The organism is Thermotoga sp. Mc24 (assembly GCF_000784835.1).
Classification (GTDB): domain Bacteria; phylum Thermotogota; class Thermotogae; order Thermotogales; family Thermotogaceae; genus Thermotoga.
This window is the reverse complement of the sequence record NZ_JSFH01000009.1, coordinates 252625-278400: the sequence shown is the minus strand read 5'-3', so window position 1 is coordinate 278400 and position 25776 is coordinate 252625. Positions and strand designations below refer to the sequence as shown.

General features: G+C 46.3%; 25 protein-coding genes and 3 pseudogenes. 15 read left to right on the top strand and 13 right to left on the bottom strand.

Features of this window, described 5'->3' with window-relative positions; translation table 11 throughout:
* The 6 genes and pseudogenes from MC24_RS05590 to MC24_RS05565 all read right to left on the bottom strand — a co-directional run bounded on the left by MC24_RS05590 (window position 1) and on the right by MC24_RS05565 (window position 7121).
* Window positions 1-975: pseudogene (locus tag MC24_RS05590) on the bottom strand (ABC transporter ATP-binding protein).
* 14 nt (window positions 976-989) lie between these two features.
* Window positions 990-2939, bottom strand: a complete 1950-nt coding sequence (locus tag MC24_RS05585; RefSeq protein ID WP_038053332.1) for a beta-galactosidase — start codon at window positions 2937-2939, stop codon at window positions 990-992.
* 18 nt (window positions 2940-2957) lie between these two features.
* Window positions 2958-3794 carry a carbohydrate ABC transporter permease gene (locus MC24_RS05580; RefSeq protein ID WP_038053329.1) on the bottom strand — a complete coding sequence of 279 codons (837 nt, stop codon included), beginning with the start codon at window positions 3792-3794 and terminating at the stop codon, window positions 2958-2960.
* A complete protein-coding gene (locus MC24_RS05575; protein WP_038053326.1) occupies window positions 3791-4672 on the bottom strand; it encodes a carbohydrate ABC transporter permease in 882 nt (293 codons plus the stop codon). Before MC24_RS05575 ends, MC24_RS05580 begins: the two co-directional genes overlap by 4 nt.
* Before the next feature lie 55 nt (window positions 4673-4727).
* Window positions 4728-5954, bottom strand: coding sequence for an ABC transporter substrate-binding protein (locus MC24_RS05570; RefSeq protein ID WP_038053324.1), 1227 nt, complete (start codon window positions 5952-5954; stop codon window positions 4728-4730).
* A 165-nt stretch (window positions 5955-6119) separates the two neighbouring features.
* On the bottom strand, window positions 6120-7121 hold the full coding sequence (locus MC24_RS05565; protein ID WP_038053321.1) for a LacI family DNA-binding transcriptional regulator: 1002 nt from the start codon (window positions 7119-7121) through the stop codon (window positions 6120-6122).
* Between the two features lie 376 nt (window positions 7122-7497).
* Between MC24_RS05565 and MC24_RS09980 the strand changes: the two genes are divergently transcribed.
* From MC24_RS09980 to MC24_RS05500, 15 genes and pseudogenes are all read left to right on the top strand, one after another.
* Window positions 7498-7626: a hypothetical protein gene (locus tag MC24_RS09980; RefSeq protein ID WP_268745471.1), complete on the top strand. Its 129-nt coding sequence runs from the start codon at window positions 7498-7500 to the stop codon at window positions 7624-7626.
* Between the two features lie 6 nt (window positions 7627-7632).
* Complete coding sequence (locus MC24_RS09855) at window positions 7633-7929, top strand: Na+/H+ antiporter subunit E (RefSeq protein ID WP_235280319.1); 297 nt, start codon at window positions 7633-7635, stop codon at window positions 7927-7929.
* Complete coding sequence (locus tag MC24_RS05555) at window positions 7926-8174, top strand: cation:proton antiporter (RefSeq protein ID WP_038053318.1); 249 nt, start codon at window positions 7926-7928, stop codon at window positions 8172-8174. Before MC24_RS09855 ends, MC24_RS05555 begins: the two co-directional genes overlap by 4 nt.
* Window positions 8171-8494, top strand: a complete 324-nt coding sequence (mnhG, locus tag MC24_RS05550; protein WP_038053316.1) for a monovalent cation/H(+) antiporter subunit G — start codon at window positions 8171-8173, stop codon at window positions 8492-8494. The genes MC24_RS05555 and mnhG overlap by 4 nt, the downstream gene beginning before the upstream one ends.
* Entirely contained in the window at window positions 8491-8733 is a 243-nt protein-coding gene (locus MC24_RS05545; protein ID WP_038053315.1) for a Na(+)/H(+) antiporter subunit B, read from the top strand. Before mnhG ends, MC24_RS05545 begins: the two co-directional genes overlap by 4 nt.
* Window positions 8730-9494: pseudogene (locus MC24_RS05540) on the top strand (Na(+)/H(+) antiporter subunit B). Before MC24_RS05545 ends, MC24_RS05540 begins: the two are co-directional and overlap by 4 nt.
* 6 nt (window positions 9495-9500) lie before the next feature.
* Entirely contained in the window at window positions 9501-9839 is a 339-nt protein-coding gene (locus tag MC24_RS05535) for a sodium:proton antiporter (RefSeq protein ID WP_038053313.1), read from the top strand.
* The gene (locus tag MC24_RS05530; protein WP_038053307.1) at window positions 9836-11236 is read left to right on the top strand and encodes a complex I subunit 5 family protein; all 1401 of its coding nucleotides are present in this window, start codon (window positions 9836-9838) and stop codon (window positions 11234-11236) included. Before MC24_RS05535 ends, MC24_RS05530 begins: the two co-directional genes overlap by 4 nt.
* Window positions 11237-11243: 7 nt before the next feature.
* The gene (locus MC24_RS05525; protein WP_235280328.1) at window positions 11244-12710 is read left to right on the top strand and encodes a proton-conducting transporter transmembrane domain-containing protein; all 1467 of its coding nucleotides are present in this window, start codon (window positions 11244-11246) and stop codon (window positions 12708-12710) included.
* Window positions 12673-13122: a hypothetical protein gene (locus tag MC24_RS09845; protein WP_235280329.1), complete on the top strand. Its 450-nt coding sequence runs from the start codon at window positions 12673-12675 to the stop codon at window positions 13120-13122. Before MC24_RS05525 ends, MC24_RS09845 begins: the two co-directional genes overlap by 38 nt.
* Before the next feature lie 4 nt (window positions 13123-13126).
* The gene (locus MC24_RS05520) at window positions 13127-14008 is read left to right on the top strand and encodes a respiratory chain complex I subunit 1 family protein (protein WP_038053305.1); all 882 of its coding nucleotides are present in this window, start codon (window positions 13127-13129) and stop codon (window positions 14006-14008) included.
* A gap of 12 nt (window positions 14009-14020) precedes the next feature.
* Window positions 14021-14556 (top strand): annotated as a pseudogene (locus MC24_RS05515) (NuoB/complex I 20 kDa subunit family protein).
* Window positions 14537-15064 (top strand): NADH-quinone oxidoreductase subunit C, encoded by a 528-nt coding sequence (locus MC24_RS05510; RefSeq protein ID WP_038053302.1) that lies wholly within the window; start codon window positions 14537-14539, stop codon window positions 15062-15064. The pseudogene MC24_RS05515 and the gene MC24_RS05510 overlap by 20 nt, the downstream one beginning before the upstream one ends.
* Window positions 15057-16163, top strand: a complete 1107-nt coding sequence (locus tag MC24_RS05505; RefSeq protein WP_038053299.1) for an NADH-quinone oxidoreductase subunit D — start codon at window positions 15057-15059, stop codon at window positions 16161-16163. Before MC24_RS05510 ends, MC24_RS05505 begins: the two co-directional genes overlap by 8 nt.
* Before the next feature lie 12 nt (window positions 16164-16175).
* A complete protein-coding gene (locus MC24_RS05500; protein WP_038053295.1) occupies window positions 16176-18023 on the top strand; it encodes an FAD-dependent oxidoreductase in 1848 nt (615 codons plus the stop codon).
* Window positions 18024-18047: 24 nt separating this feature from the next.
* Here MC24_RS05500 and MC24_RS05495 read toward each other — a convergent pair whose 3' ends face one another.
* The 7 genes from MC24_RS05495 to MC24_RS05465 form a co-directional block, all read right to left on the bottom strand.
* Window positions 18048-19034 (bottom strand): LacI family DNA-binding transcriptional regulator, encoded by a 987-nt coding sequence (locus tag MC24_RS05495; RefSeq protein WP_038053292.1) that lies wholly within the window; start codon window positions 19032-19034, stop codon window positions 18048-18050.
* A 1-nt stretch (window position 19035) separates the two neighbouring features.
* Window positions 19036-19983 (bottom strand): ABC transporter ATP-binding protein, encoded by a 948-nt coding sequence (locus tag MC24_RS05490; RefSeq protein WP_038053289.1) that lies wholly within the window; start codon window positions 19981-19983, stop codon window positions 19036-19038.
* A complete protein-coding gene (locus MC24_RS05485; RefSeq protein WP_038053286.1) occupies window positions 19980-20960 on the bottom strand; it encodes an ABC transporter ATP-binding protein in 981 nt (326 codons plus the stop codon). Before MC24_RS05485 ends, MC24_RS05490 begins: the two co-directional genes overlap by 4 nt.
* Window positions 20957-21805: an ABC transporter permease gene (locus MC24_RS05480; protein WP_038053284.1), complete on the bottom strand. Its 849-nt coding sequence runs from the start codon at window positions 21803-21805 to the stop codon at window positions 20957-20959. The genes MC24_RS05485 and MC24_RS05480 overlap by 4 nt, the downstream gene beginning before the upstream one ends.
* 5 nt (window positions 21806-21810) lie before the next feature.
* A complete protein-coding gene (locus MC24_RS05475) occupies window positions 21811-22800 on the bottom strand; it encodes an ABC transporter permease (RefSeq protein ID WP_038053274.1) in 990 nt (329 codons plus the stop codon).
* Between the two features lie 54 nt (window positions 22801-22854).
* The gene (locus MC24_RS05470; RefSeq protein WP_038053268.1) at window positions 22855-24528 is read right to left on the bottom strand and encodes an ABC transporter substrate-binding protein; all 1674 of its coding nucleotides are present in this window, start codon (window positions 24526-24528) and stop codon (window positions 22855-22857) included.
* Window positions 24529-24659: 131 nt separating this feature from the next.
* Entirely contained in the window at window positions 24660-25766 is a 1107-nt protein-coding gene (locus tag MC24_RS05465; RefSeq protein WP_038053266.1) for an ROK family transcriptional regulator, read from the bottom strand.
* Window positions 25767-25776 lie beyond the last annotated feature (10 nt).

The following is a 25776-nucleotide window of genomic DNA, read 5'->3' as shown; positions in this document are numbered from 1 at the left end:
TCACCCCTCCATTAAAAAACAAGCTACTTTATGACCCGGTTTTATCTCCTTTAAAAGTGGTCCTTCTTCCCCGTATCTCTGGGTAGCATGTGGACACCTCGGGTGGAATCTGCACCCCGGTGGAGGCGTCACCAACGAGGGTGGTGACCCGGGAATTCCTGACCTTAGTTTCTTATCACCGATCGCTGGAAGAGACTGTATCAGATAACGTGTGTAAGGATGGAGAGGATTTTTGAAAATTTCCAGCGTAGAGCCCTCCTCCACGAACTTTCCTGCGTACATGATCGCCATCCTTGTTGTGATCTGGGCGTGAACCCCCATATCATGTGTCACCGGAACAACAGTGTTTTTTAGATCATTTTGAATCTTTCTCATCAGTTGCATAACAGCTCGTTGAGCCACCACATCGAGTGCCGTCGTCGGTTCATCAGCGAATATGACGCGTGGTTTCAGGACGATGGCGAGTGTTATGGTAACTCTCTGTCTCATACCTCCCAACAACTGGTGTGGGAACATGTTCAAAACCCTCTCAGGAAGGCCAAGATCCTTCAAATGCTGAACCGCAAGGTCGAGAAACTCTTTAGTCTGCTTTTTAACGTAACTGCTCAGAATTTCTATGAACGTATCCCTCACTCGCTTTATGGGGTTGAGCACGTGCATTGATCTTTGCGCGGAATGTAGGAAATAAAACTTCACCTCAATCTCCTTGTTGCTTCACTTTTTAACAATGCTACATTCGTAGGTTTTTCTTCTATGTTGTACAACAACTCACCATCCATCAGACGTAGTGGTGGATCGAGAAGAGCAAGCAAGGTTTTCAAAAGCGTGGACTTTCCACATCCCGATTCACCAGCTATGCCGTAAATTTCATTAGGTAGTATGTCAAGGCTCACATTATCAACAGCTTTTTTTACTACCCCAAAGGTCAAGTACGTAATAAGCTTTCAGATTCTTTCCCGATATCAACGCTTCCATCTACTGGATACCCCTCAGTGTTCGGTTTCCTTCCACAGCAGCAGTCCGTAGGGAGGAATCTTTTGATCTCCTAGAACTATCTGAACCTTCGCTGGTATTTCTAAATCTACCTCCTCAGAGGTGAAATTGAAAGCGAAAACATATTCACCTCTCCTTTGAATGCGTACTCCTTCTGGCAGTCTTTTTATTTCAATTCCCACTTCTTTTGAGAATTTCTCAAAGAAATCTACAAGAAATTCTCTGTCGGGCCAGAAAGAAAGGTAAAACACGTTATCTTTCCGGAAGATGGCTCCAAAACCATCTTTGAATCTTGCAATAACTTCCGTGATGGTGGGGTCCACATCCTCTCTCCATATCGAGACAGGATATTCCTTACCGCTCCAGACAAGCGTTTCAACGTTATCTCCAAGACTTTCAACCTGTCTCACTTCAACGGGTATGAGCTCCTTGAGAAGACCCGGAGGCATTTCTGGTGGTATCTGGAATGTCTCTGTTTTGCTTCCGCTTCTTGGGCCAAATACGAGAAGACCGCCGTATCTTTTGAACATGTCCAGAACCTCTTCCCTCACAATGGCAAGGCTTGGAACAACGACCATTTTGTATCCATCCAGTGAAGATCCGGGAGCTACTATATCCACGTTCAGACCAAGTCTTCTGAGGGCACTGTAGAATCTGAAGACAAGATCGAGGTAGTTCACCCCTTTGCCGTGCGGTTGTATGGAGAAGACCCACGCCGTTTCGTAATCGAAGACAAGCGCCACTTCACTCTTTACCGGCTCTTTGATATCGATGTTTTTTAGCTCTTCGAAAACCTGCTTTACCTCGTGGTACCCAGGGAAAGGTGCTGAATCCGGTGCCAGAAGTCCAGAGTGCATCTGCTCCTGCGCAAAAGGTGCCTGCCTCCATCTGAAGTAGGAGACCACTTCTGCGCCATGTGCGAACGCCTGCCAGGTCCAGAGTCTCACTGCTCCTTTGGCAGGCCAGAGATTGTAAAGAGCCCAGTTCACAGGTCCTGCTTGCTGTTCCATCACCCAGAATCTTCCTCTGCCCACTCCCCGGTACAGATCGTGCGAGAATGAGATGATGTCCGGGTGTCCCACTCTGTCGAACGGATTTTTTGTCTCACCCTTCATTCTCAGAAAAACGAGGGTGTGTCCGAGCGGGTAATTGTCCCAGGTCGCGAAATCCAGGTCTTTCGAGAGTTTGTAATGATCAAAATCTGTGAAACCGGACATGAAATTGTGTGTGATGAATCTTTCCGGCGAATACTCCCTTATGATCTCCACCTGAATCCTGTTGAATTCCACCACCTGGTCGGAAGCGAACCTGTAGTAATCGAGAAGATGCGACGGATTCGGGTCGGCAGGGGTGAGATTCGGAAGCTCTATTTCGTTGAAGGATCGATACTCCTGGCTCCAGAACACTGTTCCCCACGCTTCATTCAATTTCTTTATGTCGCCCTCGTACTTTCTTTCCAGCCATTTTTGGAAGGCTTTTTTGCACCTCGGACAGTAGCACCTCACTGTATCGTGACAGCCGTACTCGTTGTCCGTCTGCCAGCCGACAACCGCCGGGTGTTTCCCGTACCTTTTCGCTATGATAGTAACGATTCTTTTCACTTCCTCTCTATAGACAGGGCTAGAGAAACAGTAATGTCTTCTGGAACCAAAATTTTTCATCCTGCCATCTTTATCAACGGGAAGGATCTCCGGATGTTCATCGATGAGCCATTTCGGAGGTGTAGCGGTGGGCGTTCCCAGCACGATCTTGAGCCCCATTTTCTCAGCCAGTTCCAGGGTTTTGTCGAGCCAGTCCCAGTTGAACTTTCCACGCTCAGGTTCTATCCTGCTCCAGGCGAACTCCCCAATCCTCACGTACTCCATTCCGAGCTCTTTCATCCTTTTGAAATCTTCTTCCACTTTCTCTATTCCCCAGTGTTCAGGATAGTAACAAACCCCTAGCATCCGAAACACCCCTTTTTGTTATCCTTTCACACTTCCAAGGGTTAGACCCTCTATGAAGTAACGCTGGAAGATCAAGAAGACAATTATTGGCACCAGAGCGGCTAAATTGGCACCAGCAGCTATAACATTCCAGCTCGTCACCCACTGTCCTTGAAGCGTTGTCAATCCAAGTGTAACAGGCTTCAACGAATCGCTCTGTATGAGAACAAGAGACCAGAGATAATCGTTCCATATCCAAGTAAATTCAAGAATACCAAGCGCTGCAAGAGCTGGAACAACAAGAGGCATGATGATTTTCCTGTATATGAGAAAATCTCCTGCTCCATCGATCTTCGCTGCTTCGAAAAGACTCTTGGGGATCGTTACCATGAAATTTCTCAGAAAGAAGGTACAGAAACCGGTTTGGAAAGCTATGTGAAAGAGAATCACACCCCAGTAAGTATTGTAAAGACCTGTATTTACAGAAAAGCTGTAAACCGGTATCATAAGCATTTGGAACGGTATCAGCATACCGGAAACGAACATTATAAGCAGAGGCTTTTTGAGTTTGAACTCGTACCACGAAAGAGCAAAAGCACTCAAACTCGAAACAAAGAGGGCCCCTACCACGGAAAATCCAGTGATAATAAGGGTGTTCAAGAAATACCTTTCCATGTTGGCTTCTCTCCATGCTATAGCGTAGTTCTCAAAAGTTGGTTTCTTAGGAGGAAGCCACCACTTTATTCCTAACAAAACCTCATCCATTGATTTTAGTGATGTGAAAACAGAAATCACAAAAGGGAGCATCCATATCATAACAAGTAACATTCCCAAGCCGTAAAAAAGTATGGCTTTGAAGATTTTCTTCTTGTTCATGCGATTTCTTCCTCCTTTTTGAGTGTGTAAAGTAGATAGATTATTATGAATCCGAGTGTTATGAGAAATTGTATGACAGCTATCGCAGATCCATAACCCATCCTGTAGTTGTGGAAGGATTGTATGTACATGTAATTGGCCATCACGCTAGATGAGTAGAAAGGGCCACCTCTGGTCATCACATAGACTATGTCAAAAGCCCTCAGAGAATCGATTATATTCACGGTCACCGCTATCACCATCGCCGGTCTCAAAGCTGGAAGGATGACGTACCAGAATCTCTGCCACGAGTTCGCTCCATCAACGTATGCAGCCTCCACAAGCTCTGTTGAAACATTTTTTAGCCCTGCCAAGAACAACACCATCGCGTACGCTATCTGCCTCCAGAGCGCTGCCATTATCAACGCCCAAGTAACAATTTTCGGATCGCTCAACCATGGTTTCGAAAGACTATCAAGCCCTATCGCTCTCAGGAATTCGTTCAAAACCCCATTTCTTGGCTCTAAAATCCACGACCATATCTGACCAATCACGACAAAAGACAAAGTCATCGGTAAATAAATGAACGTTTTGAAAACCTTGTTCCCTGGAAATTTTTGATCCAGCAACATCGCCATCCCAAGACCGAGTGGAATAGCGATTGCAACGAATGAGACGAGCCATTTTATGTTGTTTTTCAGGGATAGCCAAAAGTATTGATCATTGAAAAGTTGTTTGTAGTTTTCACATCCGACGAATCTGAAGGTAGGACTGACACTGTCCCAGTTGGTGAAGCTCAACACTATGGTTTGAAATATGGGAAATATAACCCATATGAAATAAAGAACAAGAGGTAATGCCAGGAACACGTATGGAACCCACCACTTTTTCTTCGTCACAAAGCTCTCCTCCCTTGATTCTCAACAATGAGCGGGGGAGGCCCCGCTCACAAGGTTATTTTCCGAATATTCTCTGTCTTTCTTTCTCGAGATTTTCCAAGATCTGGTCGAGCTTTTCAGGATAGATCATGAACTCGACAAAACCGTTCATGCCAGCTGTTGCCATTTCCGGGTTCGTGTCCCTGTCGTAGAACTGAGCTACTCCATTTGACTCGAGGATCATCTTCAGTCCCTTCGCAGCATGTTCATCAGCTGGTTTTGCGTTCTTGTTCGCTGCAAGTCTTCCAAGTTTTGCTGCGAAGTACTCTTGAATATCCTTTTCAGAAATGAATCTGAGGAACACCTTCGCTCCTTCTTTGTTTTTGGCTTTTGCCGGTATCATGAATCCATCTATTGGCGTTTCTTCGTACAGACCGATTTCGGGGTTTATAACCGGGAATCTGAAGAAATCGAGATCATCTTTCACAGAAGCTGGTGCAACGTCTTTTATGAATTGACCGATGAGATACATTCCTGCTTCCCCTCTGAAGAGGAAAGCTGCCGCCTCCTGCCACGTGTATGAAGAGTGATTTTCTAGGAAATAACCTTTTTCAACGAGTTGTTTCCAGTACTCGAACACCTTTTTGACTCTGGAATCGGTGTAAGGAATCTCACCGGCCGTGAGTTTCAAATGGAAATCGAGGCCATTCACTCTGAGATCAAGATAATCGAACCATCCTGCTGCAGGCCAGAGATACTTTGTTCCAATGGTTATTGGAGTGATCCCATTCTCTTTGAGTGTTTCACAAACCTTCAAGAATTCGTCCCATGTTCTTGGTGGTGTTATTCCGTATTTTTCAAAAACAGACTTCCTGTAGTACACTCCCCACCAGTACCAACTCTGAGGAATGAAATAGATTTTTCCATCATATTCACATGCGCTTCTGAAAGATGCAGGGAAGTAATCTTCGAAAGTCTGAGGAGCGAAGATGTTATCCATTGATTCGAGCAATCCTTTGCTGGCGAAGTACCTCATTCTTTCTCCTGCAAACCATGTAACAACATCTGGGGCTTCGTCTGAATTCAACCAGGTTCTGAGGAGTGTTTTGAAGTCCTCGTGTGGGAACGTGTTGACAACCACATCATACTCAGGGTGCTTCTCTTCGAACATCTTAACGAGTTCGGCAAAGACTATTCTCGGAGCTGGGTCTGAAATGTAGGAGTTCACTACAATCTTTTCTTTGGCCAGTACGAAAACACTCAAAACTACAAGAAGTGTTACAAGGAAAAACCTGAATTTCATAGTACCACCCTCCCCAACAGAGTATCTGGCTTTGCCACTTGAATGATACCGTGAACGTTCACGTAAAGTCAAGAATAAGAAAAGGTTGAAGAAAGGAGAAAGAAAAAATTAGTCACAAATAAATCCTTCTAATTCGAAATAATCACCTGAAATCATCAAAAAAGACTAACTACTTTCCCTCACAACAAGCTCCACGTCCAAGATTACTCGTTTTCTTTTCTTTCTTCGTCCTTTCAATCTTTGAAGAAGCATTCTAAACGCTTCAAAACCCATTTCGAACTTCTTTATCCTCACCGTTGTCAGAGATGGACAGACAAAAGAAGAATAAACAATATCATCATAGCCAACAACAGCAACATCTTCCGGTATACGATACCCACGCTCTTTCAAGGCCTTCATTGCACCGAAAGCGAGTAAGTCGTTATAGCAGAAGACCGCATCAAACTCAAGTCCCTTTTTAATGGCTTCCCGCATCGCTTGATATCCACTCTCTATATCGATGTCTGTTTCAATGATCATTTCTTCTCTGAATGGAATTCCGTACTCTTTCAGGGCCTTTCTATATCCTTCAAGTCGCATGTAGGCAGCTGATTTGAACAGATACCCGCTGATCATGAGGATATTTTTTCTTCCTCTTTCTATGAGATGTCTGGTTGCGAGATACCCTCCCTTCACCTCATCACTGTGGATCTCATCCACTTCTAACTCTTCGAAGTGTCTGCCGACTATAACGAAGGGAACCTTTCTTTCAATTAAAACTCTTATGTCGTCTGATCTGTCTTGAACAGGCGTTATGAGAAGGCCATCGACTCTTCTCTGGAGAAGCACCTCTATAGCCTTCTCTTCATTTTCGTAGATTCTTTCGGTGTTCATGAGCATGATCTGATAGCCGTACTTTCTTGAGGCGGCTTCTATTCCCTTCAAGACCTCCGCATAGAACGGATTGGCACTGTCGGCTATGATGACCCCCACGATGTTCGTTCGCTTGCTCCTCAAAGAGGAAGCGGTGGCATTTTTCACGTATCCGAGCTCTAGAGCAATTTTCAGTATCTTTCTTCTGGTTTCTTCACTGATGTCGGGTTTGTTGTTGAGTGCCCTTGAAACGGTGTTTATTGAAACTCCTGCCCTTTCTGCAATGTCCCTAATTGTCACATACTTTTTTTTCACGGTCATAAACCCCCAGATGTCAGAATCACAAAATCAGAAATCTTATTCTACGTAAACGTTACCGTGAAAGTTACCGTGATGTCAAACGATATCCAGAGGAGATTTTCGATGTTATTTCTAAATAATTTCTTGAGATCGCCTTTTATAACCAGAAAATAGATATTTCTGTGTTTCATTTACATAATTTAGACTATTTCGGTCTAAATTTTTATCTTGGTTTTCTTCAAAGCTAATTTTTATTTCTACTAATTAGGTTTACATTAACGATTCGAAAGAGTAGAATTACTCTTGTGTTGTGATTGTGAAAACTTTCTCTTTCAATCCCGAGGAGGTGTGAAGAGTGAGCGTTTTTCTGACAAGTTTGATATTATAGCTTGTGATCACCAGATTTTCCTACTCGGAACTGCTCGCAGGAATTGTGGTTTCTCTGGCTGTGTCTTTGATTTTTCGAAAGTACCACGGTATCAGATTCGATGCGAAACTACCTCTGAGGATCGTCAGGTAGGTGGTGATGTTCCTTCCCATCTTCATCATAGAGATGGTGAAAGCCAACATCGATGTTGCCTTAAGGGTCTTGAATCCACGCCTTCCGCTCAAACCGGGCTTTGTTGAAGTAAAAACAAATCTGAAAAAAGACGCTTCTCGTCTCTTTCTTGCCAACAGCATAACCCTCACTCCTGAAACACTCAGTGTGGATGTGAAAGACGACAGGATCTTTGTCCACTGGATCGAAGTGAAATCCACTAAAGAGAAAGAAAGACACATTTCTGGAAAGTTCAAGAGACTCGTCAAGGGGGTGTTCGAATGAGTCTCTTGTTCTTCGTTCTCGTTGGAGCCGGTGTTCTGCTTTCATTCATCAGGGTAATAATAGGTCCCACTTCCTCTGACAGGGTGGCAGCTCTCGACACGATGAATGTTATGCTAACAGGCCTCATAGTCTTCCTTGCTTACGTTTTCGACAGAGCGATTTATATGGATATCGCCCTTGTTTACGCCCTTCTTTCTTTTCTGGAAACGATCATCGTATCCCGTTATCTGGAGGGGAGAAAATGAACGAGGTTATCGGAGAGGTACTGATAGCGATAGGGGCGTTTTTTAACTTTCTCGGAGGCCTCGGTGTTTTCGGAATGTCTGACGTTTACAACAGACTTCAGGCGGGTACCAAGGCCACGACTCTCGGAACCTTCTCAACTGTACTGGGAATCGGTATCGCAAAACCGGAATTTCTTCTGAAAGCCATCGTTATCATCACGTTCATCGCCCTTACAAATCCTGTTGGAAGCTCTGTGCTGGCCAGAGCTTCCTATCTTTCGGGTGTGAAACCGTGTGAGTGCACGGTTATCGACGAATACAAAGGTGGTGATGAAAGATGAACCTGCTGATATGGCTGACTGGAGGAATGATGCTGATTGCTGCCTTCTTCGCGGTTGAAGCGAGAAAAATTCTGGACAGCGTCATAGCACTCTCATCGCTTAGTCTTCTTTCGGTGTTTCTCTTCATCATCATGAAAGCTCCAGATGTTGCCATAACGGAAGCTTCGGTTGGCGCGGGTCTCACAACGGCTGTCCTTCTCATCACACTCTTCAAAACGGGAAAGGATGATGAAAAATGAGAAGATTTTTCGCCATTTTGATATCGGTCGCGTTCGTCTACGTGATGCTTTCATTCATCACCACTTTGGAACCATTTGGAAAGATCGATCTCTCCAGAAGAGTCTCCGTTCATTACCTGGCGAAGGATGTAAGCACCGTTGATTCAAGAAAATGAATCAAAGGAAACTTGCAGGTACCTTCTGAAAGAAGAATATACGGCGAATCGAACTTAGAAGATGGAAGTGTCAACGTGGTGACGTCGATCGTTGTCAACTACAGATCTTTCGACACTTTGGGAGAAGTGACTATGCTTCTTGCTGCTGCAATCGGTGTGGGAACGATCCTTCGAGGAAGCAGGAGGATGAAATACGGAAGAGAGCCAAATCTCATTCTCAAGGTGAGTACAGGCATCCTTTTGCCTTTGATCCTGATGTTCGGTGTTTACATGTTTGTTCACGGCCATCTCTCACCTGCTGGCGGATTTCCCGGAGGTACCGTCATAGCCGCAGCGATTCTGCTTTTATATCTCTCAAACGAAGAATTCACATTGAACGAAGGAAGAGCAAAGCTCCTCGAAGGATTGATGGGTGCTCTCTACGTTCTTGTGGGATTGATTGGTCTGATCACCGGCGGTGCTTTCCTTTACAACTTTCTGTCTACAGGAAGAGTAGGAGATCTCTTCAGTGCCGGTGTAGTTCCCGTTGTTTACATCATCATCGGTCTCAAAGTCGGCTCGGAACTCTCCGGAGTCATATCAGAGATACACCGAGAGGGAGAGTGATACGAGATGATCTACGTGATATCCATTCTTCTCGTGGGAATAGGAATTTACGGCTTGCTTACGCAGAAGAATCTCTTCAAACATCTTGTCTCACTCACAATTATCGATACGGCTGTTAACCTGTTCGTAATAGCGCTTGGTTACAAGGAAGGAAACGCTCCCATATACACGGATAAAGTCACAAACTTCTCGCTGAACTTCGTTGACCCTCTACCACAAGCTCTCGTTCTCACAGCGATCGTCATAGGTGTTGGTGTGCTGGCACTCGGAGCTTCTCTTCTCGTTCGGATCAAAGAAAGACACTCCTCACTTGATCTCGAAGAGATGAAGGGAGTGAAAGAATGATAAGTCTGCTCGTGGCTGTACCACTCCTCACGGCCTTCATCTCGCTCTTCTGGAAAAAGACGTTGGGGGTTCTGTTCTCGCTGGTGACTCTGTTCAACGTGATCGTAGTTCTCAGCGAGTGGTTTCCGGGCGTCGTGGAGATTCATGCCTTGGGAAACTGGAAACCGCCGTTTGGTATAAACCTCGTTCTGGACGATGCTAGTTTTTACGCTGTTCTGATTGTGAACCTCATCTTTTTAATGGTTTCGTTTCTGCCAGTGGAAACAAAGAAAGGATACGAAACCTCTCTCATGCTCCTTCTAGGGGCCACGAATGGATTCGTTCTGATGGGAGATCTCTTCAACTCGTTCGTCCTCATGGAAATAATCACGATAACAGCGGTCACGATAGCTGCGAAGAGAGAAAACTTCTACAACGCTTACAAATACCTGATACTCGGCGGTGTTGGTGGATCGTTCTATCTTCTGGCGACGATCTTTGCTTACAGCGCTGTGGGAAGTTTGAATATGGCTCACATCGCGATGGTGGGACTTTCTGGAAGCTCTCTACTTGCGGTGACTATGCTTTACACGATCGGTCTTGGAGTTGAGGCGAAACTGTTCCCGCTGAACGGATGGGTCCCTGGAGTTTACGGTGGAAACGAGATCTCTTCAATCGTTCTCGGAACGGCCGTTTCGTTCGCTGTTCTTTACATGCTCGGAAGACTCTTTGGAACGGTATTTCACGGCAGTGGATTGAACACTCTGTACGTCCTCTCCCTCGTTACGATCCTGACCGGTGGGATGGCGGCACTCAGAGAGTCCAGACTGTTGAGGGCTTTCGCTTATTCGAGCGTCGCGCAAACCGGAGTTGTGACTGCGATGATATCTAAGGGAACGGAAAATGCCTTGAATCTTGCGTATTTTCATCTCACGAACGATGTTATAGCAAAGTTCGTGATCTTTCTCGTGGCAGGTTTTCTGATTCACAGATACAGAGATCTGAATGGAGTTTTCAGAAAACACAAATTGATTGGAATTTCTTTCAGCATGGCCACGTTTTCTCTGGTGGGATTTCCGATGTTCGCAGGCTTTCAGAGCAAAATCAGAATGATTATGGAAGCTTTCTCAGAGAAAGATTTCCTGTTTCCGGCTGTGCTTCTCATCACAACGGTCATCGAGGTTGGATATGTGATCAGATGGAACGTGAAACTCTGGTTCGAAGAAGAAACCGTTGGGGAAAAATCGAAAGTACCTCTCACGATCGAGTTGTTCTCCTTTGCCCTTGCGATCCTTCTAGTTGTCGTCTTTCTGGACCCTGATATGTTTCTTGAAGGAACACAAAAGATGGCAAAAGCCCTTCTGGATACAGGAAGCTATGTGAGTGGTGTCTTTTCTGCGGTGAAGGGAGGGATGTGACGTGGCAATGGGTCTTCTACCATTAGTTCTCCTCACACTTTCCGTTTTCATCTACTTCGTCTCGAAGATAAGCTTGAAAACAGGAGCGTTTCTGAATTTTCTGGCAGGGCTTTTCACCATTCTGTACATCTTCACATTGAAGGTGAGCACTTTTGAGAAGTTGGATCTGTTCGGTTTAAATATCCAGTTCGAATGGACAAACGTATCTTTTTATTTCTCTTTTGTCAGTCTTCTGGTGATTGTATCTGTGATGCTCTTTTCTACGAAGTGGCTCGAGACTCAAAAGTATCGGGCAAGCTACAATATGTTCCTGCTCATGGTAACGGCGGGATCACTCGGTGTTTTCATGGCTGCTGACCTCATCGCACTTTACATCTTCTGGGAAGTAGCAGTCCTCTCTTCACTACTGATCGTTCCCATGGAGAAGAAAGGAGCGCGAAGAGCAGTTGTTGTGTACGCGGTCATGAACGCTGTGGGAACGTACGCTTTCATCTATGGAGCGTTCCTCGCGTATCAAAGGTATGGAACACTGAGCATACACGGCATAGCACAGGGTATGCTCAATGACACTTCGATAGGTTTCAAAATAGCCGTTTTTTTTTTGCTTTTGAGTGCAGCTGGTATAGCGAAAAGTGGTATATTTCCACTACACATCTGGCTTAGAGAAACTCATGGTCTTGCACCAAATGCGTTTTCTTCAGTACTTTCCGGACAGTTCATCAAACTCGGAAACTACATCTTTTTACTCGTTCTCTCCGTTATACCTTCCTTGAAAGTCTTCTCAGAAGCCACCGTTTATTCAGGAATTCCTCTTCCAAACTACATTCTCATCGTTCTTGGAAACGTGTCGATTGTAATAGGAACGCTCATGGCGATAAAGCAGGATGATATGAAGATTCTCATGGCTTATTCCTCGGTTGCGAACGGAGGATACATCCTGATAGGAATCGGCACCATGGATCCACTGGGTTTCGAAGGAGGAATGTTTCATATTTTCAACCACGCCGTTGCCTCTGCGGTTATATTCATGGCTTTCGCTGCGGTCATCTACAGAACAAAGACACAGAAGATCAGCGAAATGGGTGGTCTGATCCACAAAATGCCTGTTACTTTCCTCGCTTATCTCTTTTCCATCATCTCTCTTGCCGGAATTCCTCCAATGAGCGGTTTCATATCGAAGTGGATGATCTATCAGGCACTGGTCAGGAAAGGTATGTTCATAACAGCTTTCTTGACTTTCTTTGGATCGATAGGATCTTTCCTTTATGTCTTCAGGCCACTCGCAGGGGTGTTTCTGGGACAGCTTCCTAGAAAGTACAGGGACGTTAAAGAGGCCCCCGCTGTGATGCTGACACCCATGGTTCTTCTTGTTCTCATCAGTTTCTTTCTTGGTGTGTGGCCCTTCCCCATCCTCCAGACGATCGAAAAAAATCAGAGTGGATTTGAATGTCACGCCTTCCTTCAAAATATCTGATCCGGAGAACTGGCTTGTGAAGGGATTCGCGGGAAGCTGGAATCCCGTGCTCGTCTTTGGTCTATTTCTTGTGGGCTTCATTGTTGCCTACATCCTTTACTCTCTCTTCCCAAGGCCAAGGAAGGTGGATCTTCTGGCACCTCACAGGGAGGAGGGAACGCCCATCAACATCTACACAAGCGGAGAGTTCATATACAATCCAGATCTCTATCACTACAACACGAAATTCTACGCGGGTTTCGAAAGAATGTATGAAAAACATCCATCGTGGGAGAAACTCCTCAAAATGTTCGGAAAACTGTTCCACGACGCCGGAGAATGGATACACAACTGGTTCTTCGAACCTTCCTCCTCGGCTTACACTTTCTGGGTTGTCGTGACTCTACTTCTTGTATTCTGGGTGAGGTGGTGAGAAGATGATAAAAGCGCTGTTTAACCTCGTTCTTGCCTTCTTTCTCGTTCTATCTCTTGAGGGAATCGCAAGAAAAATAGTCGCAAGGGTCCAGAGGAGAATAGGGCCTCCCTGGTACCAGAACTTCATAGATGTCTTCAAGGCACTGTCGAAACATCCCTTTAGCAATGGATGGATCTTTGATTTTGGAGTCCTGATGGCGCTTGGGGGATCTATCGCGACAGCTATGCTCATGCCTCTTGGCTCCTTAAAGTGGACTACGTTCCCGAATACAGATAACTTCTTCGTGATCACGTACCTGTTCACCGTTAGTGCCCTCGGCATGGCGATGGGAATGGTGGGAAGCGGAAACCCTTGGGCTTCCATAGGTATAAGCAGGGCGCTCACACAGATGCTCGGCTACGAACTACCGTTCCTGATCGTTATGGCATCCGTCATATTCAATTACAAAACCGCGTCGATACACCAGTTGATAACCCTTCAAGGAGATAAATGGAATCTGTTCAGTATGCCCCTTGGAGCGATTGTGGTGTTCATTTCACTCATCGGAATGATTGGAAAAAAACCCTTTGACATCGCTATCGCTCTCGCTGAAATAGCCTCCGGTCCCATGGTGGAATTGTCCGGAAAGTACCTCGGTCTTCTTCAGATAATGTACGACTTCTCACTGTTCGTTGAGATCTCTCTCTTTGTGAACGTATTCCTCGGTGGTGGAAGCCTCGGCTGGTTCCTCGTGAAATTCGTGACCGTCTGGGTCGTAGCAGTTCTCATCTCTTCTGTTCTTCCGAGGTTCAGAATAGAACAGATGCTGAAGTTCTACTGGGGTGTTCCTCTTGGACTCGCTTTCTTGAACGCACTCCTTGTGGTGCTCGGTTTGACACTCTGAGGAGGTGATCCGATGAAAGAAAGAAGCATCTGGGAAAAAATAGCAGACAATCTCAGATCACGCTCCATATGGATGCTCCACTACTGTACCGGATGCGGTGCCGTTGAGCTACCACCTTCCATGACCTCGAGATTCGACATGGAAAGTTCGGTATAGCTCCCATGGCGACGCCGAGGCAGGCTGATATCCTTCTCATCACAGGATATCTGGACACAAAGACCCTCAGGAGAGTGATATACACGTACGAACAGATGCCCGATTCAAAGTACGTTGTGGGTTTTGGAAGCTGCACTATAAACGGCGGTATATACTTCGACTCCTACGCAACCGTGAACAGGCTCGACTACTACATACCCGTTGATGTGTATATAGCCGGTTGCATGCCAAGGCCAGAAGCGATTCTTGAGGCTTTCAACTACCTGATGGAGAAGATCAGAAAAGGAGAAGCGGACGGCTGGAAAAGGTACAGAGAGAATTACGAGTGGTACAAGCAGAATCAGATCCGCTCCCTCGGGGAGGTGTATGTACATGACGAATTCCATGAATAATGCGTTGAAAACTCTGGAAGTTTTCCGGCCAGAGGTCGAAGAAATAGACGAAAGAGAAGTGAAGCTGTCCGTCGCACCGGATAGAGTTATTCTCGTGCTGGAAACTTTGAAATCTCTCGGCTATTCACACCTCTCTTTGAAGACCTGCATAGACTGGATCGAGGACAGTCAGTTCGAGCTGGTGTACATTCCCTTCTCGTGGAAAGACGGCGGAAAATTCATCGTTACAACGAGGATAGACAGAAACAATCCGCAGTTCGTAACAGTGAAGGAAATATGGCCTGTTGCGAGGTTCTACGAGAGAGAAATCCATGAGTTCTTCGGCGTGAAGTTCTCTGGAAACAAGGATATGAAGCCGCTCTTCTTAGAACTCTGGGACGACAAACCACCCCTCAGAAAGGATTTCGATCCTCTTGAGTACTCCAGAAGAAAATTCCCTGGGAGGGAGTACCAGAAAGACGTGATAGACGAGGCGAAAAAGATATTCAGAGGTGAGATCAATGGGTAAAACGAAACTCTTTTTCGGACCGAATCACCCGGGAATGCACGGAAATTTCTCGGTTCATATGTACGTGGAAGGAGATGTTGTGAAGAAAGCAAGACCAGTGCCAGGATTTCTTCACAGAGGATTTGAAAAACTCATGGAAAGGCGTTACTGGTATTCTAACATCTCGCTCATACCGAGAATCTGTGTTCCCGAACCAGACATAAACGAAATATGCTACGCTATAGCAATCGAAAAGATAGCGAAAGTCAAAGTTCCAGAAAGGGCCCAGTGGATACGAATGATTGTTCTGGAACTTGCAAGGATAGCGAACCATATCTGGACCGTTGGGGGGATAGGAGGCCCCCTCGGACTGTACACGGCATCTTACTGGGGTGTCGCGGACAGGGACAGGATTCTCGATATATTCGAGGCGCTGTGCGGTGCAAGAGTGTACCATATGTACATCATTCCCGGCGGTGTGAGAAAGAACATGACACCAAAAATAGAGGATATGATCTGGAAGACACTTGACTACATAGAGTCAAGGCTGCCCGATTATGAAAATCTGGTCTTCAAGAATAGGATCGTCCATTCGAGGCTCAGGGGGAGACTCATTTTGACCAGAGAACAGGCAATGGAGATGGGAGTCACCGGGGTTGGTTTGAGAGCCACCGGCGTGGAGTACGATATAAGAAAGGTGGATCCTTACCTGTTCTACGACAGAGTGGAGTTTGAGGTTCCAACGGCAACAGACGGAGACGCTTTCAGCAGGGTCTATCTGAAGTTCAAAGAGATACCTCAGAGTATAAAAATCATCAGACAGGCTCTGGAGAAGATGCCACAGGTTGACAGAGTGAACGTTCCTATCGGTCGTGGGAACGGTCTCAGAAGAATCGTTCCAAAGGGTATGGCTTACGTGCATGTGGAATCGACGAGAGGCGAATACGGATTCTTCGTCGTTTCTGATGGAAAGAATAAACCCTACAGAGTGGCGGTGAGGGGAGCTTCTTATCCTCAGGGACTCTACGGAATAGAAAAGTACCTCCCAGGAACGAGGATAGAAGACGTCCCCATCTGGCTCGCCACGATGGACGTTTGTGCACCCGAAATAGACAGATGAGGGGTGAGAAAGATGGCAATCCAGAAGTTACCAGAAAAGGGTTTCTTTGCTCCTCTGAAGGCATGGAAATTTCTCGTTAGAAAACCGGTTACAATAGAAGTTCCAAACAAAACCAGAAGAGAAGCTTCGGAAAGGTACAGAGGATTCCACGTGAACGACTGGGGAAAATGCATAGGGTGTGGTACATGCGTAAAGATCTGTCCGACCGATGCCATAACCATGGTAGGGGTTCCGGATCTCACCCAAGAAGATGGAAAGCTTCCGCAAAGACCCGTCATAGATTACGGCAGGTGTTCTTTCTGCGCGCTCTGCGTTGACATCTGTACAACCGGTTCACTCAGGATGACAAGGGAATACATCCACATCTCGGAAGATCCGGAAGACTTCATCTTCATGCCAACGGACAAGGGATTAAACGCAAAAAAGGGGCTCTACGAATTCGGAAAGGCACCCATCGGCTGGGTGAGGGATGAGAACTCTGAACTGCTCGATCTCGAAAGAATAGAAATGCCTGTGGAACCACCAGAAATCAGAATCAAATCCTTCATCGAAATCGTGAGAGGATACAGCAGAGAACAGGCCATGCAGGAAGCTGCCAGGTGTGTGGAGTGCGGTGTGTGTACCTACACCTGTCCCGAACACATGGATATACCCCAGTACATAAAATCCGTGTACGAGGACAATCTAGAAGAAGGACTGAGATGGCTCTACAGAACGAATCCCCTCTCAATGGTCTGTGGTAGAGTCTGTACTCACAGATGTGAAACCGCCTGTTCTGTGGGAATCAGGGGAGAACCCGTTGCAATTCAGTGGCTGAAGAGGTACATAGTGGACAGCATTCCCCTCGAGAGATACGGAGAGATTCTGGACATAAAACCGGAAAGAAAAGGAAAGAGTGTGGGAATCATAGGATCGGGCCCTGCTGGACTTACCGCAGCCTACTTTCTTGCCACCATGGGATACGATGTTACCATATATGAGTCGGAATCAAGACCCGGTGGTGTGATGAGGTATGGCATTCCAAAATACCGACTTCCTGATGAAGCGCTGGACAAGGATATCGCATTCATCGAAGCTCTCGGGGTGAGAATTCTACTCAACACGAGAGTCGGTCAGGATGTGTCTTTCGAAGATATCAGAAAGAGGCACGATGTTGTCTTCCTCGCAACAGGCTTCGGTCTTGGCAGGTCAACGGGTGTTCCGGGAACCGATCATCCGGATGTGAAGCAGGCACTTCCTCTGCTCAAGACAATAAGAGACTATCTGAGAGAAGACGGCCCAAAGCCACCGGTCCCAGAGAGGTTCGTAGTCATCGGTGGAGGAAACGTTGCGATGGATATCTCCAGGTCGATGGCAAGACTCCAGTTCATGGAGTACGGTAAAGTGAATGTTCAAGTGCTCTCACTCGAAGGATGTTTCGAAGACATGCCAGCCGACATAGAAGAAATAGAAGAGGCTCTCGAAGAGGGTATCGTTATAAATCCGGGATGGGGGCCGATAGAAGTCGTGATAGAGAACGACAGGATAAAAGGTGTGAAATTCAAAAAATGCGTCAGGGTATTCGACGATGAAGGGCAATTCAATCCACAGTTCGACGAAAAGGAACAAATCTTTGTAGAAGCGGACATGGTTGTAGAAGCGATTGGACAGGCACCGGATTATTCCTACTTGCCCGAAGAAATACGAAGCAAACTCGAATTCGTCAGAGGAAGGATCAAAACAAACGAGTACAACCAGACCTCCGTGGAATGGTTGTTCGCAGGAGGAGATATCGTTCACGGACCGGATATCATTCACGGTGTTGCAGATGGATACACCGCAGCAAAAGGGATAGACATATACCTGAGAAAGGAAAAATAAAAAAGCCCCTCTCCAGAGGGGCTTTTATAATTGTTTCACGGATTCTCTTTCGATGATCTCAATGGGCAGAACGACTCTTCTTGCAACACCTTTTTTTCCGGAAAGCCTCTCGTAAAGAATCTCAAAGGCTACTCTTCCCATCTCTTCCCTCGGTTGCCTCACCGTGGTGAGTGGAGGAATAGTGTAGCTCGATATGGGGTCGTCGTCGAATCCCATGACAGAAACTTCATCGGGAACTGATACACCGAGATCGTGTAGTGCCTTGAGCGCGCCAAAGGCCGAAAGGTCGTTTATTGCAAAGATCGCAGTGAAATCCCCGCCGTGTTTTTTCAGGTACCTTTCCACCGCGTGGTAACCGTGTTCAGCGAAATAACCGCACGGTGTGACTTTCACCTCTATTCCGTGTCTCGTGCTGTAGTCAATGAAGCCTCTTTCTCTGTCAGAGAAAGAATAGATATCCTTTCTTCCCTTCAAAAGCAAAACTTTCTTGTGGCCCTTGCTCAGAAGGTACTTCGCACACATCCTTCCAGCGGCGTAGTTATCGATGCCAACGTTGTCAATCCGGATCTCTGGTTCTTCTCTATCCACAACAACGACTGGAATGGCGCTCTTTATCAATCTTTCGAGTTGTTCTTCGTCCTTCTTTGACGAGCAGACTATGATACCATCCACCCTTTTTGCAAAGAAAACCTCCAGCCTTTCCAGCTCCACAGAGGTCCTGTGGAGTGTCGTTGAAATCATGAGAGTGAAGTCTCTCTTTATCGCTTCTTTTTCTATGCCCGTCAATATCTCGTTGTAGTGAAAGCCCCCGAAATTGGGAACGAGAACTCCGATGGTTCTCTTTAAAACAGTACCCTTCACAGCGTACACAGGGTGATAGTTGAGTTTTCTGATGGCGTCGATTACTCTTTTTCTCGTCTCTTCCGAGACGTTGTTGTAACCGTTTATCACGCGTGAGACGGTTGCTATAGAAACACCAGCGAGTTTTGCTACATCTTTGATGGAGGCCACTTCAATCCCCTGCCTTCAAACAGAGTACTTTATGGTTCTCCTCTACCTCTACCATCTCTGGCTTTTGAACGAGACACTTTTCATCTTTTATGGGGCACCTGTCGTAGTACTTGCACGGTGCGCTAGACGAAGCGACGAGTTCCGGGATGAATCTCTTGCTGAGATCCCACTTTCTGTCTATCTCTGGAACGGATTCGAGGAGCATCTTAGTATAAGGATGAATCGGGTTGTGAAAGACCTTCTCGGTGTCTCCCATTTCTACTATGTTACCCCTGTACATAATGAAGGTTTCATCACTGATGTAATATCCAAGAGAAAGGTCGTGGGTGATAAAGATAACGGACATTCCTCTCTCACGCAGATCACCGAGAAGGTTCAGTATGTCCACCCTTGTAGAAGCGTCAAGCATGCTGATGATCTCATCGGCTATTAGAAGTTCTACGTTTAGAAGTAGCGTTCTCGCGATGAGTATTCTCTGAAGCTGTCCTCCACTGAGCTGGTGGGGATATTTTCCGAGTATCTCCCGCGGGTTCATTCCAACAGAAGCGATAACCTCTTCCATTCTGGAACGCTTCTCAGAAGCTGGCATGTCTGGGAAGAACTCTTCGAACACCATGTTCAATACCCTGTCTATTTTGTATATGGGATTGAAGGACGAGAACGGATCCTGAAAGACCCCCTGGACCTTTCTGTAGTACTCCTTTAGATCCCTTTCTCTGATCTGGGAAATGTCTTTTCCATCGAACAGGATCTGCCCAGACGTTGGCTTTATGAGTTTCAAAATGAGCTTACCCACGGTGGTCTTTCCACTTCCACTCTCTCCTATGAGAGATACGATCCTGGATCGATCTATTTCAAAGGAAACGTCATCAACCGCTTTGAGCCTTTCCTTCCCGAAGAAACCTAGAGGGTATTCCTTCGTCAAATTCTGAACTTTCAGAAGACTCAATTTGCATCACCTCTTTCAAAGAGCCAGCATGAGACTTTTCTTCCATCCACATCGAACACAGGAGGATCCTGCTCGCACTTTTCGAATGCATAAGGGCATCTGTCTCTGAATCTGCAACCAGGTCCTATGTTGAGAAGACTCGGTGGATAGCCAGGAATTCCCTTGAGCTTCGTCTGGGAATATCTGACACCTATCTTCGGAAGTGAAGAAAGAAGCATCTTGGTGTAAGGATGAAGGGGTTCCTGAACAATGTCTGCCATTGGAGAGATTTCTGCTACTCTTCCCGCGTAGAGCACCATCACCTTGTCTGCAATCTGATAGAGCACGGAAAGGTCATGAGTTATGAAGGCAAGGGAACCCATGATTTTTCTTTCTCTCATCTCGTAGAGCATCTGTATAACGGATCTCTGGGAGCTTACATCCAGAGCCGAAGTGATCTCGTCTGCTATGAGAACGTTGGGGTTCATCAAGGTAGAGATCACCATCACCATTCTCTGTTTCATTCCTCCAGAGAGCTCGATCGGATACATGTTGAGAACCTTCTTTCCAAGATTGACAATTTCAAGTCTTTCTTCGATGAGATCCTTCCTCCGCTCAAAACTTTCACCGTGTTCGTGAAGAAGATCGTCGATGATCTGTTTTATCTTTTTTGTGGGATTCATCGCATCCATTGCGTACTGCGGAATTATGGAAATCCTCTCATATCTGATCTTTCTTAATTCCCTCGGTGAGAGTGTCATGATGTTTTTTCCGTCGAGAATTGCTTCTCCTCCCATGTACTTCATGGGAGGTTTCAAAAGGATCAAACCGTTTCCAAGAGTGGACTTTCCACAGCCGGATTCACCCGCAATTCCGAGAATTTCTCCTCTTTTTATATCGAAACTCACCCCATCGACGGCCTTAACATAGCCGTAGAGGGTTCTGTAGTAGATTTTCAGATCTTTAACGTTCAGTACCACTTCCGCCACACCTATCACATCTCCCTGAGTTTAGGATTGAAGACTTCGTCAAGACCCGCATTCATGACGTAGAGGGTCGCAACCATGAGCGTGATCACAGCCCCTGGAGTGATAGCCCACCACCACATACCGAGTTGTATGGCGTTCCACAATGTGGCTTGTTGCATCATTATTCCCAGTGAGATGCCCCTTGTTGGACCAAGACCGATGAAGTCGAGTCCTGTAGCTGCAAGAATGGCACCGCCGAACTGGAGAATAAACACCATGAAAACGTAGGACATCATGTTGGGCATGATCTCACCGAAGATGATCTTCATAGGCTTTCTCGCAGTGATTCTTGCGAGATCAACGAATTCTCTCGTTTTCAAGGAGAGAGTCTGCGCCCTGACAGCTCTCGCGGTCCAGGGCCAGGCTGTGAATCCAATGATTACACTCTCAATGAATACACCTCTGTAAGGAAGGTACGCTGCGATGATGATGAGTAGTGCAAGCGTTGGTATGACCATGAGAATATTCGTGAACATCATGAGAAGCTCGTCAAACCATCCACCCTTGTATCCTGCAACAAAACCAACAAGAAGCCCAATAGCCGTTGCCAGGGTTCCGCCAAGAAGTCCAACGAACAGAGAACTCCTGAGACCGTAGACGAGTTGGGTGAAAATGTCTTGACCGAAAGTGTTGGTCCCGAGCCAGTGCTCTTTGCTCGGAGGTTGATATCCAGGTCCCACAAAAGCAAGGGGATCTTTATAAGGTGAAAGGTAGGGTCCTACCAGAGCCAGGATGATCAACCCAGCGTACACACATATGGCAAAGATGACCTTTTTATTCTTCAAGAAGAAATGGACGAATTCTTTTCTCGTCATGGCTATCAAACCTCTCCCGAGTAGGATTTTCTTATTCTGGGATCTATGATCACATAGAAGATATCAACGAGGAAGTTGGCAAGAAGCACCCCAAGGATGATGAACAGAAAGCACCCCTGAATCAGGAAATAATCCTGGTTCAAAATCCCCTGCATGAGGATGTACCCTATACCGGGGTAGGAGAAGACGATTTCCGTCGTAAGAGCACCCGCGACCACCGTTCCGAGCTGGATGGCAAGACCTGTGACCTGTGGTAGGATGGCGTTCCTGTAAGCGTATCTTCTGATGAGTCTCTGAGAAGATCCGAGTGCCTCGAGGTATCTGGAATAGTTCGCTTCCAGTTCGTAGATGATCATGTTTCTCATACCTATTGCCCAGCCTCCGAGCATCACGAGGAACAGAGAACCGAATGGAAGTACCCAGTGGTGTAGAAAATCGAGTATGAACTTCCAGGAGAATGAGGGTGTTATTCCAAAGCTGTAAGCACCTGCGAGGGGAAACAGAGATATAACCACACCGAATATCCAGGCAAGTAAGATACCAAACCAGAAATAAGGAGATGCTGTCAGAGTGTAAAAAACAGGCAGCGCAAAGTTATCGAGTCTCTTCTTCCTCGCAACGAAAGCTCCAAACCTGTTCCCTATCGCAAAACTCAGAAGAACAGCTGGAAGAAGCACCACCAGCGAGTAAGGTAAGGCACGAGCAATCACTCTCGCAACGGGCTGAGGATACATGTAGATGCTTATACCAAGATCTCCTCTGAAAAGTGCTTTCCAGAAGTTGATGTACTGCTCCCAGAGGGGTTTGTCGAGGCCAAAAGCCTGAGTGAAGTAGCTTTGAAGGACCTTGACAGAGTCTGGAAGCCCTGCAAACCTGGAGATCAGAAAATTGATAGGATTTCCTGGCATGAATCGAGGAATAGCCCAGTCAATTGTGACGGCAAAAAAGAAGGTCAGGATGTAGATCAGGATCTTCTTTGTAAGATATTTTCTCAAGACTCCTACCTCCTTCTTTTTTAAAGCCCCGCCCCGAGGGGCGGGGTCATCATTTTACTTTGCTTCGATGCCAAAGAGTGTCTTGATTCCTGTGAGCTGCCACCAGCCGTTCCAGCCTATCGGCACAGCGTACGGATTCTTTTCCGTTGGCCAGTTAGTCCAGACAGCTTTGGAAGCCTGGAACCATGCACCGTTGTACCAAAGTGGAATGAACGGCAGATCCTTGAGCAGTATCTCTGACAACTTGGCTACTACTTCTTTAATTTTAGCATCGTCTTTGCTTCTGTTGAGTTCGTCGAGAAGTGATTCGACCTCAGGATTGGCGTACTTTCCGAAGTTTCCGGAGTAGGAGTATTCAGACTCTGCTGCATCCGGATAGAACACACCGTTGAAGTAGGACCAGATGGTAGCAGAAACACCGGTTACGAAGTTGTTGAGTATGAGATCGAATTTTCCACCGTAAAGGTCGTCTGCGTACTTGGAGTAGTCGGGGTACTTGGGTTCGACGTTGATTCCAACTTTCACAAGATCCTCTGCAATGGACTGGATAGAAACCATCCAGTCGGTCCATCCATACGGACACTCGATGGTGAGCTTGAACGGTTTTCCGTTCGGGTCTTCTCTGAATCCATCCTTGTTCACATCTTTGAAACCAAGCTCGTCAAGGATCTTCTTTGCCATCTCTGGATCGTACTTGAATCCGTACATATCAACGACGTCTTTTGGGTAGTACTTCATATAACCGGGAAGCGGCAGGATTCCAGCGGGATTGGCGGCCGTTACCATGTTCTCGTAAGCTCTGGTGACGATCTTTTCAGGATTGATAGCATAAGCCATTGCTCTTCTGAATTCAGGTATGCTGAGAGGATACTTGTTCACGTTGACGAAGATTCCTGCAGTGTTTGCCGGAAGCATGTAAGGAGCGTTTTCGTACCAGGTGACGATTCCGTACGCTTTCTTCAGAACGGGAACACCTGGCAGGAAGAAGTTGCTCCAGTCGAGTTCTCCTTTCATGAGCATTCCCACTGCGACGTTGTTGCTGAGAACTCTCAATTCAACAATCCTTTCAGGTTTGGGGTTGTAACCGAGTTCTCTGATTCCCCACCAGTTCTCGTTCTTCTTGAAGACACATCTGTCGTCTGCCCAGCTTTCAACATAGTATGGACCAGATCCCACAGGGTACTCGTTGGCTGCCTGAAGGACTTCTTCCTCTGTTTTGTTTTCCCAGATGTGTTTCGGCACAATCGGTGTGTTGATAAGCATCTGTTTCCATTCCTGGTACCTTGGGTCGGAGAAGATGAACTTCAGCGTTCGTTCATCGACCCTTTCGATTCTGTCGAGCCAATTCCATACCGGGCTGTAGCTGATACCAGTGTACTTCTTGGCGATTTCGAAGGTGAAAACCACATCGTCCGCCGTGAGAGGAACTCCGTCCTGCCATCTGAGACCCTTTCTGAGCGTGAGTACGTATTCGTTGTCACTGGCCCATTCTCCTTTTTCTGCAAGCCACGGTTCGAACTTGTCGTTCAGGGGATCGTAGAGAAACAGGGGTTCATAGACAAGACCGATGGTTCCCGCAACCGCGTTCCACGGCGTGAACGGGTTCCAGTTGGATGGAGGAGACCACAGCGCTCCACCCCAGTAGAGCGTTTTGTTTCTCTCGAAGCTCTGTCCGAAAACCGAAACCAGTGCCAGAATCAGAACGAGAACGACTAAAAACCTTTTCATAGAAACACCCCCTTAAAAGAGTATGAGATCATTATTTCCACGTGTAAATGTACAGTGAAAATGTTTACATTCCAAATCCAGTCTCCCGGGATTATCGAGATTTATTTCCGATTATTTGTAACAAGTTTTCTTTAACTCGTTGTTACTCTCTCGAGATAATTTTCCAGTGCATGTACGGCTGCTCCAAAGGCGATCACCGGTTCCTGTACTTTCGAAAAGCTTATATCCACACTGTGTTTGTAAAGAAGGTGTGTTTCCACTTCGATTTTGATCTTTTCCAGAAAATTCTCACCGAGTTCTTTGAAAAAACCTCCTATGACGATCTTCGATATCCCGAAAAGGTGTATCAAATCCAAAAGGCCTACACTGAAATACCTCGCTATGTCATCAAAGTACTTCCTCACTCGAATATCACCAGAATCTCTCGCTTCAGTCAAAGAGCTGAACCCCATAGAACGAATGTACTCCAGAACAACATTTTCATTGCATATATCCTCCAGAAAGACGTACTCGTTTCCATTGAAAACTCTGGTGTATCCGATCTCTCCAGCGTATCCGTTTTCTCCCCGATAGAGTTCTCCATCGATGATGATGCCAGCTCCTATTCCCTTTCCCGTCAGAATCCAGGCGAAAGAATCATCCCGCTTTGTATACCACTTTTCTCCTACGGCTCCCATGTCCGCGTCGTTTTCCACCCAGACTTCGATGCCATACTTCTCTCTCAAAAGGCTCGCCAGAGGAATCTGAGAAAGTGGAAAGTTTCTCGGATCTATGATGATGCCTCTTTCAGTATCTATCGGTCCAGGGGCTGCCACTGTCAGTGCTGAAAGTTTGTTACCGAGTTTTTCCATCATATCTTTTACACGATCTATGATTCTGTACATGACATTCAATGTTTCCTCTCTATCACTTTGAGATGGAAAAGGATGTGCTTCATGTGCGAGAATGTTCATACTGGCATCTATGAGACAGGCGGCTATTTCGTCCCTCGTCACCTCTATACCGAGAACATGAGCGCAATTCGACGAAATTTTCAAAGATTTTGTGGGTCTTCCCACCCCCTTCGGAGAATCTTTCTCTTCAACGATGATCTTCTTCTCCAGGAAAATCTTTACGATCTCACCGACTGTGGTCTTGGTGAGACCGAGTTCTTCCGCGAGTTCCACACGCGACACGGGTGATTTCATTATTCGTTTCAGAATCCTCGATATGTTTTCTGCTCTCACCGATTTCGGCAAGTTCTCACTT